At 27.3% G+C, this 11,967-nt stretch carries 8 protein-coding genes; 4 read left to right on the top strand and 4 right to left on the bottom strand.

The window, feature by feature from the left end; all coding sequences use genetic code 11:
- Both ABGF45_RS06070 and ABGF45_RS06065 read right to left on the bottom strand, forming a co-directional pair.
- Positions 1–1,837 (bottom strand): ATP-dependent helicase (locus ABGF45_RS06070; protein ID WP_134743982.1); only part of this gene is annotated, 1,837 nt, incomplete at its 3' end.
- A gap of 227 nt (positions 1,838–2,064) precedes the next feature.
- Positions 2,065–3,570 (bottom strand): IMP dehydrogenase, encoded by a 1,506-nt coding sequence (locus ABGF45_RS06065; RefSeq protein WP_134743981.1) that lies wholly within the window; start codon positions 3,568–3,570, stop codon positions 2,065–2,067.
- Positions 3,571–3,780: 210 nt separating this feature from the next.
- Between ABGF45_RS06065 and ABGF45_RS06060 the strand changes: the two genes are divergently transcribed.
- Positions 3,781–4,686 carry a D-alanyl-D-alanine carboxypeptidase family protein gene (locus ABGF45_RS06060; RefSeq protein WP_134768808.1) on the top strand — a complete coding sequence of 302 codons (906 nt, stop codon included), beginning with the start codon at positions 3,781–3,783 and terminating at the stop codon, positions 4,684–4,686.
- A 60-nt stretch (positions 4,687–4,746) separates the two neighbouring features.
- On the opposite strand, the gene ABGF45_RS06055 is transcribed toward ABGF45_RS06060, so the two are convergent.
- Positions 4,747–5,934, bottom strand: a complete 1,188-nt coding sequence (locus ABGF45_RS06055; protein ID WP_134744283.1) for a coenzyme F420-0:L-glutamate ligase — start codon at positions 5,932–5,934, stop codon at positions 4,747–4,749.
- Between the two features lie 9 nt (positions 5,935–5,943).
- A complete protein-coding gene (locus ABGF45_RS06050) occupies positions 5,944–6,627 on the bottom strand; it encodes a phosphoribosylaminoimidazolesuccinocarboxamide synthase (protein ID WP_134711968.1) in 684 nt (227 codons plus the stop codon).
- Between the two features lie 165 nt (positions 6,628–6,792).
- On the opposite strand from ABGF45_RS06050, the gene purE reads away from it, so the two are divergent.
- Genes purE through ABGF45_RS06035 form a run of 3 tightly spaced genes read left to right on the top strand, consistent with a single transcriptional unit; the run spans position 6,793 to position 11,967 of the window.
- Positions 6,793–7,272, top strand: coding sequence for a 5-(carboxyamino)imidazole ribonucleotide mutase (gene purE / locus ABGF45_RS06045; protein WP_209021431.1), 480 nt, complete (start codon positions 6,793–6,795; stop codon positions 7,270–7,272).
- Positions 7,272–8,309 (top strand): 5-(carboxyamino)imidazole ribonucleotide synthase, encoded by a 1,038-nt coding sequence (locus tag ABGF45_RS06040; protein ID WP_245151216.1) that lies wholly within the window; start codon positions 7,272–7,274, stop codon positions 8,307–8,309. Before purE ends, ABGF45_RS06040 begins: the two co-directional genes overlap by 1 nt.
- The gene (locus ABGF45_RS06035) at positions 8,302–11,967 is read left to right on the top strand and encodes a phosphoribosylformylglycinamidine synthase (RefSeq protein ID WP_245151215.1); all 3,666 of its coding nucleotides are present in this window, start codon (positions 8,302–8,304) and stop codon (positions 11,965–11,967) included. Before ABGF45_RS06040 ends, ABGF45_RS06035 begins: the two co-directional genes overlap by 8 nt.

Below are 11,967 nucleotides of genomic sequence, written 5' to 3'. Positions count from 1 at the left end.
AGTTTCCGATTATTTCATTAATGAATGAAGAATTTTTAACCTCATTTATAAAGAGTTTTTTTGGATAAAGTAGAGTTAAATTATATTTTGCTCTTGTAATTCCAACATAAAATAACCTTCTTTCCTCTTCTAAAATTCCTAATTCTTCATTTACCGATTCGGAATAAGATGAAGGAAATTCTTTATCAACTAAATCTATTATAAACACATTATCAAATTCTAAGCCTTTTGAACCATGTATAGTTGAAAGCGTTAAATTTGAAGAATTGATGCTGTGATTTTTTTGTTTCTCGATTAAATTTCTGACTTTATTTTCAAATTCTGAAACAGATTTAATGTCTTTAGAAATATTAATCAAAGTATCTATAATTCTATCATAGGAAATCATGGATCCTGTTGTTCGTCTAGAAAGTTCTTTTACATATTCATAATAATCCATACTTCTTAAAACAAATATTACAGCATCTGAAAAATTCAATGAAGATAATTTATCCATGTAATATGAAAGTAAGTATATTTTCTCTAGGAAAAAATTATTTATTCCTTCAACGTTTTTTAATCGTTCTATGACATCATCACTTTCATCCATGAATTCCAATTGTTTTACAAATTCCTTTTTTATAAATAAATTTAATTTATAATAAATTTTTTTAAATAAATTTAAGTCATATTGATCCTTAGAGAAATTTATAATATCAATAATATCATTAATTATTTGATGTGAATAAAAAGCGTTAGTACTATCTTTTATATAAAAATCAACATTATCTGGAATATAATTAATAAAAGATATTGCCGAAATATTATTTCTGTATAATATTGCAACTGTTTCATTTAAGCAAAGTTTTTTTAATGCCTTATCAATAATATATTCAATTTGCTGCTTTGTATTTTTAGTAGAAATTATATTTACATTATTGCCTTCAGAATTATTTGATTTTATAACTTTTAAATATCTTTGTTTGTTATTTTTTATTAATTTATTTGAAAATTTTATTATATTTTGAGTAGATCTATAATTATTTTCCATATAAAAAATTTTAGCATCCGGATAAACATTAGGAAAATCAAGTAATTGTTTAGAATTAGCACCTCTAAATCCATATATTGATTGATCATCATCTGCTACAATAAATAAATTATTATTTTTTTGTGATACCAAGCTGATGATTTTCAATTGTACGTATGATGTATCCTGGCCTTCATCAATTTGTACATAATGAAATTTATTTTGAAGAAAATCTAGTGCTTGTTTATTAGTTTGAAGTATTCTCAAGGCTTCAATAAGTATATCATCAAAATCAAGTAAATTTTTATCTTTTTTGAATCTTTCATATATAGTGTATACTTTTTCAAAATCATTAAATATAGCGGAATACATCTTTTTATATTCATTATAATCCATTAATGTATTTTTTAAAAAGCTAGATACTCTAAAAAAACTTTCCAATTGTTCATCATTCATATATTTTTTTCTAACATGTAAAAATATTTGCTGAACAATAGAGTATTTATTATATTCTTTTGATGATTCTATAATCTTAAAATTTGATAATTTATTTGAAAATTTTTTTATTATACCGTATGCAAAAGAATGAATAGTTGAAAAATGAATGTTTTGATCACCGTAGATTTTTTTATATCTAATTTCCATATCTTTAGCTTGAGTCTTAGAAAATGTCATTGCCAAAATATTTTCAGGATTAATTCCATTGTTTATTAAATTATTTATTCTTGCTAATAATACTGTAGTTTTACCGGAACCGGGGACTGCCAATACTAATGCCGGACCTTTTTTATGATTTATTACTTTTAATTGATTTTCTGAAAATTTCATAATAACTCCTCAAAATAATATTAATATATAAAACAAAAAAAATAAAATATTAATTTTTTGTAATAACAGATAAGACTTTATCATTAAAAAAATTTTTATGTGAATTAATTACATCAATTAAATTGAAAATTTAAATATGGAAATGAAAAATATTTTTAAATAGTTTTATTATATAGTTAAAAAGGCTAACTCAATTAAGAGAAAGCCTGTTTGATTAATTTCATATCTTAAATTTTATTTTGAAAATTATCTTTAACGATAACATCATGTGCTCCACCTTCAACAATAGAAGTTGATGAAACAAGAGTAATCTTTGCCTTTTCTTGTAATTCTTTAATGCTCAAAGCACCACAATTACACATGGTTGCTTTAATTTTATTAATCGTTAAATTTACATTATCATGTAATGATCCTGCATATGGAACATAAGAGTCTACACCCTCTTCAAATTTAAGATTTGATGCTCCTCCAAGATCATATCTTTGCCAGTTTCTAGCTCTATTTGAGCCCTCACCCCAATATTCTTTAACAAAATTACCATTTATATTTATTTTATTTGTAGGTGATTCATCAAATCTGGCAAAATATCTACCAAGCATTATAAAATCAGCACCCATTGCAAGTGCAAGAGTCATATGATAATCATGAACAATTCCACCGTCCGAACAAACAGGAACGTAAATACCGGTTTTTTCAAAATATTCATCTCTAGCTTTAGCAACTTCTATAACCGCAGATGCCTGCCCACGACCAATACCTTTTTGTTCTCTTGTAATGCAGATAGAACCACCACCAATTCCGATTTTAATAAAATCAGCACCGGCATTTGCAAGGAAATCAAAGCCCTCTTTATCTACCACATTTCCAGCACCAACTTTAACACTATCTCCATAATTTTCTCTAATCCATTCAATAGTGTCTTTTTGCCACTCACTAAATCCCTCGGATGAATCTATGCATAAAACATCACATCCGGCTTCAACTAGAGCAGGGACTCTTTCCATATAATCTCTAGTGTTGATACCTGCTCCTACTATGAAGCTTTTATTAGAATCTAAAAGTTCATTTGGGTTTGATTTGTGCATGTCATAATCTTTTCTAAATACAAGGAATTGTAAATTTTGATTATCATCAACTATTGGTAAAACATTTAATTTATGTTCCCAAAGTATATCATTAGCTTGACTTAGAGTTAGACCAACATTAGCATATATTAAATTTTCAAATTTTGTCATAAACTCTGTAACTTTAATATCAGTAGTCATTCTTGAAATTCTATAATCTCTGCTTGTTACAAGTCCCAAAAGTTTACCTTTACTTGTACCATCTTCAGTTATAGCTATTGTTGAATATCCATTTTTTTCTTTTAGCTCAAGTACATCAGCTAAAGTTGCATCGGGAGATAAATTACTATCACTTACTACAAATCCCGATTTATATGATTTAACTTTTTTAATCATATTTGCTTGAGATTCAATGGATTGAGAGCCAAAAATAAAAGAAATTCCACCTTCTCTAGCTAAACTAACAGCCATTTTATCATCTGATACGGCTTGCATTATTGCTGATACAAGTGGAATATTCGCACTAATTTTAGGTGTTTCACCCTTTTTAAATTTTGTAATAGGTGTTTTTAAACTAACATTTGATACCATGTGTTGTTTCGATGAATAACCAGGTACTAATAAGTATTCACTAAATGTTCTTGATGGTTCGCTAAAATAAAATGCCATAAAATATCCTTTCTTATTTACTAAATATTTCCAAAATTAAAATTTAATATATTTAAATTTGTGATTAATTTTATCATTTATGTTTGTTAAAGTCAAAGGGATATTTTTTATATATCATTTATTTTCATTTTTTGAATTATTTTATCCGTTCTAAGCATTACAGATTGTAATTATTTACATTAATAGTTATAATTATTTTAAGGAGGAATTATGGATTTTGAAAATCGTAAAATTTTAGTAAAAAAAAGTAGAATTAATAAAAATAAAATTGTTAAAAATATTTTATATATTATATTTTTTATTATAATGGCATTACTAGCTAAAAATTATATTTTTAAACAAAAAATAAATTCTGAAATTGTTTATGTTTTTGATAAATCAAACAATAATGTTATATTTGAAAAAAATAAAAATAAAAAAATATCTCCTGCAAGTCTATCAAAATTATTTTTGACAGATTATATTATAGAAAATTATAATTTAGATACTGTAATTTCACCTTCTGATGGAATATTAGAATATGTACCTAAAAATTCATCTTTAGCTAATATTGAATATAAAGAATATACATTAAGAAATTTAGTTGCAGGATTATTAGTTCCTTCAGGTAATGATGCTGCATATGTTTTGGCTGATTTTTGTGGGAAAAATTTAGATAAAAGTTTAAGAGATATAAAAACTAGGTTGGACTTATTTCAAGAAAAATTCAATATATTTTTGAGAGATAGAGGATATGAAAATACTAAAATATACAATCCATCTGGTTTTGATTATGAATCATATACTACTTGTGAGGATTTAAATAATGTTGTTAATAATATTATTCAATATAAGTTTATAAGAGAAGTTATATCAAGTTATGAATATATTGCTAGTTTACCTGATGACACCGATATTGCTTGGATAAATACAAATAAATTTTTAGATCCTAATTTTAAATATTTTAGTAAAAAAATTAAAGGAATTAAAACCGGTTCATTAGATGGGATAAATAATTTGATTTTATTGTATAATAAAGGTGATAGAGAATATATCATTCATATATTAGGTTCAAAAACTGATAAACAAAGATATGAAGAAGCCAATGAAATTATAAAAAGAATTATTGAAAAATAAAAAATAGTCATGTTCTAATTCAATTTTTTGTAAAAGGGCATGACTATTTTTCATTTAATTTTATTCAACTGAGTAATTATCAAAGTAACCTTTAATGTAAATTACAGGAGTACCTTTATCTCCTGAACCCGACATTAAATCACATAATGAGCCGACAAGGTCTGTAAGTTGTCGAGGAGTTGTGCCTAATTTTGCATTTTGTGTAACATCATTATCATCTTTGGTTTTGATTTTTTCTTTCATTGCTTTAATTGCTTCTTCACCTGACAAATCTGCCAAATCATTATCTGCAAGATATTTTATTTTAACTTCATTTGGTCTACCGATTAAACCATCAGTAAATCCGGGAGATACAACAGGATCAGCTAATTCCCATATTCCACCAATAGGATCCTTAAATGCACCATCACCATATACTAAAACTTCAATTTTTTTACCCGTTCTTTTCATTATTTCTGCTTGAACATCATCAACGAATTTTTTAGCATCTCTAGGGAATAATTTTAGTGAATCATCGCTAGCTGCGTTTGAACCATATAGTCCATAGTGTTCGTTATATCCGGAATTGTTTATTGGACTTGACATAATATCAGCAAGTGTATACACAGAATTAATACCATGTTCCTTGAAATATTCTTTCATGTATTCTCTATCATGTATATTTGCTACAAGTATAGATTTTGAGTTTTTTGCAATATCTTCTAGATTGTTTGAGTATAAGATTTCTACTTGACCTTTTTGAAATACTGATTTATATATTTCAACATAATCAAGTCCTGTGAATGGGTGAAGGTATTTTTTACCTAAGATATTTAGATAGTCCTCTTCGGTTAGAGTATCTTTGTAGATGTTTACATTTTTTTTCATTATTTCATATTTATCCATAAGTAGATTTCCTACTTCATCACTTGGATATGAAAGATAAATTTTAACTTTTTTATTTGTATTTGCGATAGCTTTTAGAATATTTAAAAATCTGTTTCTGCTTAAAATTGGATGCACTAAGCTTATTTCATCATTATACTTACTGTTTAAGTCTTCAGTAATGTATGATAATTTTACATAGTTTCCCTGTGTCCTTGCCAATAAAGATTCAGTAATACCAATGATGTCAGTATTTGAAACCTCGATTTTTTGTTGCTCTATAACTTCTGTAAAACAATCACTCACGATTTTTACTAAATCATCACCTTGTTTTACAATTGGTAGCCTTATTCCTAATGAACTTGTACCTATTAATCTACTCATTTATGCTCCTTATTTGTTTAATACTAATTTGTGTAATTCCAATGGTAGGATATATTCACCATTTTTGTAAACTCTCATGTTTCCACCTGAAATTTCGTCTATAAGAATAATATTTTGATTTTCATCAATACCAAATTCTAATTTAATATCATATAAATCTAAACCTTTTTCTTTTAGAATTTCAAATATTTCATCGGAAATTAATTTAGTTTGTTCTACAATTACATCATATTGTTCAAAAGTCGCAATATTTAATAAATTTAGAGTTTCTTTTGTAATAATTGGATCTTGAGCTTTATCGTCTTTTATTGTAATTTCGACAAGTCCACCCAAATCCTGAGCTTCTTTAACATATTTTCCATATCTTTTGAAGAATGATCCAACAGCCTTGTATCTGCAAATAAATTCTAAACCATGACCAAATACTTTGGCTTTTCTAACTTCCATAGTATTTTCTTCAATATTTGAATCTACATAATGAGTTACAATTCCTTTTTCCTTTAATTTTTCAAAGAAAAATTTTGTTAGTTCTAATCCTGCTTTTCCTGACCCTTCGATCGAAAGTCCAATTTGATTTTCACCTGGATCGAATACGCCATCTTTACCTGTTACATCATCCTTAAACTTTAATAAAATGTTACCATTTTCAAGTTCAAAGAGTGTCTTAGTCTTACCTTGATAAATTAATTTCATAATTTTCTCCTTTTTGACAAAACTTTTACAAGAGAATACTACATTAAATTTGTTTAAATTTCAACTAAAATTTAAATAAAATTATTTTGTAAAAAATAATTGCAAATAAAAAAATATTTGATATACTAGTCTTGTAATTGTAAAAAATAAAAAAATAAGGAGCAAATAATGCCTAAAGTTGCTGTTGTTATGGGATCTTCTTCTGATTTTGAGACAATGAAAGAGACTTGTCAGCTATTAGAAGAGTTTGGTATAGAATACGATAAAAAAGTTGTTAGTGCACATAGAACACCTGATTTGTTAATAGACTTTGCAAAAAACGCAAAAAATAACGGGTTTAGTGTAATTATTGCAGCAGCAGGTGGAGCCGCACATTTACCGGGCATGATTGCATCTATGACTATTTTACCTGTTATAGGTGTACCTATAAAATCAAGCACATTAAATGGTATTGACTCGCTTTTATCAATTGTTCAGATGCCTTATGGGGTTCCTGTACATACTATGGCTATAGGTGTAGCTGGAGCTAAAAATGCAGCTATAAGTGCATTATCAATTCTTGCAATTGAAAATGATGAGTACGCTCAAAAATATGAAAAATTTAAAACTGAATTAGAAAATATAGTAAAGGATATGAAGATATGATGAGTACTATATTACCTAAAAGCACTATTGGAATAATCGGTGGTGGTCAACTAGGAAGAATGTTAGCTATGTCTGCAAAAGAGATGGGATATAAAATAGCTATATTAGATCCAAGTGAAGACGCCTGTGCAAGAAAATTTGCAGATTTTTTTATACATAGTGCTTTTAGTGATTTTAAAGGCATAGAAAAGCTATGCGAATTAAGTGATGTAATCACATTTGAATTTGAAAATATTGATTTGGATGTATACAGGCAAATTGAGAACAAATACAATGTTGTTCAATCATCAAAAATTTTAGAAATATCACAGCATAGACTTAAAGAAAAAGAATATGCAAAAAAATTAAATATTCCTACAGTTGAATATTTTAGTTCTGATGATAAAAATATTAAACTTGATGGAAAATATATTATGAAAACATTGAGATTTGGATATGATGGCAAAGGGCAATCATTGATAAACTCAATATCTGAAATACAAGAAAATACTATTTTAGAAAAATTTATTTCATTGGAAAAAGAAATTTCTGTAGTTGCTTGCAAGGATATTCAAGGCGTAAATATCGTAGCAGTAGTAGAAAATGAACATAGAAATAATATTTTATATAGATCTAAAATTCCTGCAAATATAAGTAAAGAACAGTATGAAACAGCTGTGGAATACACAAATAGGATTTTGTCAGGCATAGAATATTACGGTGTTTTAACTGTAGAATTTTTTATAAGTAATGGAAAGGTAATTTTTAATGAAATTGCTCCAAGAGTTCATAATTCAGGCCATATAACGATGCAATCTGCAAATAAATCGCAGTTTAGAGCTCATATTGAGGCAATTTGTGGATTATCGGTAGGAAAAATAACAAATAAGGAAACGACTTTATACAATATTTTAGGTCAGAATGAAAAATATTTTATAAATTTAGTTAAAGATAGACAATGTTATTTGCATTTGTACGAAAAAGAAGCCCGTAACAATAGAAAAATAGGACATATTAATTTTGAGGGAAATGTTTTTTTGGAGGATAGTTTTGAATAAAAGAATTTTTGTAAAGAAAAAAAATAAATATGATGTACAATCAAAAAATTTAATGAATTTACTAAATTTAGAGTTTGGAATATCAATATCAAAATTAGAAAAATACGTAATTTATGATATTTTTGATATTGATGATGAAATTTTTGAAAAATCAAAAAACCTTGTATTTTCTGAAGTTATGATAGATGAGGTATATGATAATATTAATTTAGAAAAAAATAAATATATTGCATATGAAACTTTGCCGGCACAGTATGATCAGCGTTCAGATAGTGCTATGCAATGCTTAAAATTAATAGACAATAAAAATAAATCTGTTATAAGAACAGGTACATTAATTGTATTTGATAAGGAATTAAACGAAATACAATTACAAAAAATTAAAAACTTTTTAATCAATCCAATTGAATCTCAAGAAAAAAATCTAAATAAATTAGAATTTATTATCAATCAAGAATCTAAAAAAATGTTAGATTTAACAGGATTTAGAATATTTAATAATCAAAAATTAGAAGAAATCAAGGAAAAATTATCTTTAGCACTTGATTTAGAAGACTTAAATTTTATTCAAAAATATTTTGTGAAAGAAGATAGAGATCCTACAGAAACAGAATTGTACGTTCTCGACGTGTTTTGGTCAGATCACTGTAGACATACTACTTTTGAAACAAGTCTAGATGAAATATCAATTAATTCAAAATTATTCCAAGAGGAAATGCAAGAAGCATTTAATTATTACATAAAAATTAGAGAGGAATTAGGCATTACAAAACCAATAAGGCTTATGGATATGGCATCTATTATTGGAAAATATCATACAAAGATATTAGGCGATAAAAATATAGAAATAAGTGAGGAAATAAATGCCTGTTCATTTTTTACTGAAATAGAAAATAAAGGACAAAAGGAAAAATGGTTAATTCAATTTAAAAATGAAACTCATAATCATCCCTCAGAAATTGAGCCATTTGGTGGGGCTTCCACATGTATAGGTGGAGCGATTAGAGATCCATTGTCAGGGAGAAGTTATGTTTACCAAGCAATGAGAGTATCAGGTTCAGGTAATATTTTGCAAAATAGAGGATATACATTAAAAAATAAATTACCTCAAGTTGATATCTCGAAAGGTACTGCACAAGGCAACAGTGCATACGGTAATCAAATAGGATTGGCAACTACATTTGTGAAAGAAATTTATGATGATTCATATGTTGCAAAAACAATGGAAGTAGGAGCTGTAGTAGGAGCGGTTAAGGTTGATAATTATAAAAGAGAAACCTTAGTTCCCGGGGATATTGTTGTTATGATTGGTGGGAGAACTGGTCGTGACGGTATACAAGGTGCTTCGGGTTCATCAATAGAGCATAATGATAAATCTCTTGTGAATGCATCAAGTCAAGTTCAAAAGGGGAATCCGGTTGAAGAAAGGAAAATTCAAAGATTATTTAGAAAACCGGAAGTTACAAAATTAATAAAAAAATGCAATGATTTTGGTGCTGGTGGGGTTTCGGTTGCTATTGGAGAATTGTCAGAAGGAATTGAAATTTTTCTAGATAGAGTTCTTACAAAATATAAGGGATTGAACCCTACAGAAATTGCAATCAGTGAATCTCAAGAAAGAATGGCTGTCGGGATTTCCAAAGATGATTACGAAAATTTTGTAGCAGAATGTGAAAAAGAAAATCTTGAATATGTTCATGTTGCAAACATAACTGATAGAAATAGACTAGAAATGTATTATAATGGCGAATTAATTGTAGATTTCAAGTCAGAATTTTTGGAAACAGCCGGAGTTAGAAAGCATTCAAAAGCTGAATTAAGAGATAATGATTCAGAAAATCCATTTGTAAAAAGAGAATTTTCAAAAGATAAATTTTTAAAAGAACTTTCAGATTTAAATGTATCAAATCAAAAAGGAATGGTGTCTATGTTTGATTCTACAGTAGGTGCTATGACAGTAATGATGCCATTTGCAGGAAAGACAAAATTAACGCCTGTACAAGCTAGTGTAGCAGCTATTCCTACTTTGTATAGTACACCGGATACTGCAACTGTATTGACATATGGATTTATCCCTAAAATTTCAAAATATTCACCATTTTTATCAAGTATTTATGCTGTGCTGGAATCTTTGGCAAAAGTTTATGCAATTGGTGGGACTAAAGAAAGTTTATATTTTTCATTCCAGGAATATTTTGAAAAATTACTTGATAATCCTATAAAATGGGGAAAAGTTACACAATCTCTTTTGGGAAGTATTGTTGCTCAAAGGGAAATAGGAAGACCTTCTATTGGTGGCAAAGATTCAATGTCAGGTACATTTAATGATATAAATGTAGTTGAAACATTAATATCATTTGCATGTGCACCTGTAAAAATAAAGGATGTTATAACTCCTGAATTAAAAAAAGTGGGTAATAAACTCTATTTGATAGATATTGAAAAAACAGATAAAGGATATCCTAATATCAAAAAAACAGTTGAATTATTTGGGAAATTAAATCAATACATAAAAGATGGAAAAGTTGTTTCTGCATATGTTCAAGAGTATGGTTCAATAGCATCTTCATTATCTAAGATGGCAATAGGTAATAGTTTAGGGTTTACAGTAGATAGTGAAAAAATATTTAATTTTAATCCTGCCTCAATTGTAGTAGAAGCTACTGAAAAACTTGACTTTGAACTAATTGGAGAAGTAACAGAAGATATTATAATAAATGGAAATACTATACTTAAAGAAGAGATATATAAAGCATATATGAATACTTTAGAAGAAATTTACCCAACTTATTATAATTTGGATAAAGATAAAGTGGAAAATATTTCTAATGCTTGTGAAACTAAGAAATATTATAAAGAAAAATTAGATAAGGTAAGAGTAGTAATTCCGGTATTTCCAGGTACAAATTCAGAATATGATACTCAAAAAGCATTTGAAGAGGCTGGAGCATTAGTTTCGCAGGTTGTAATTAGAAATACAAAAGCAAATGATATTCAAAATTCTATAGATGAATTCGTAGAAATGATTGAAAAATCTGAAATTATTGCGTTTCCGGGAGGATTTTCCGCCGGAGATGAGCCTGATGGTAGTGCAAAATTTATTGTAAATATTTTGAAAAATGAAAAAGTTAAAAATGCAATTCATAAACATTTAGCCGACAAAAAATTAATTTTAGGTATATGTAACGGATTTCAAGCATTAATAAAATCAGGATTATTGCCATATGGAGAAATAAAAGACTTAGGTAGTGACGATTTAACATTGTTTAGAAATGAAGGATTAAGACATATTTCTGATACTGCAATAACTAGAGTTGCCAACACAAATTCACCATGGACTCAGGATTTTGAAATTGGACAGAAACATGAATTAGTATTTAGTCATGGAGAAGGTAGACTGACGGGAAAATTAATTGAAAAATTTAAGCATTTAGCTGCATTTCAATATATTGATGAGGATGGAGATGCAACATTGAATGGTAAATATAATGTTAATGGATCACTTTATGCTATTGAAGGGATGATTAGTGAAAATGGTCTTATTTTAGGTAAAATGGGTCATAGTGAAAGATCAGGACATAATTTATATAAAACAAACACTATAAAAGAAAGACAAGATATATTTTCTAATGGGGTTAAATATTTTACAAGGGGTTAA

Origin of the sequence: Helcococcus sp. KG196, from assembly GCF_046035495.1 — a bacterium.
Classification (GTDB): domain Bacteria; phylum Bacillota; class Clostridia; order Tissierellales; family Peptoniphilaceae; genus Helcococcus; species Helcococcus ovis.
This window is presented reverse-complemented; position numbering and strand designations above follow the sequence as displayed.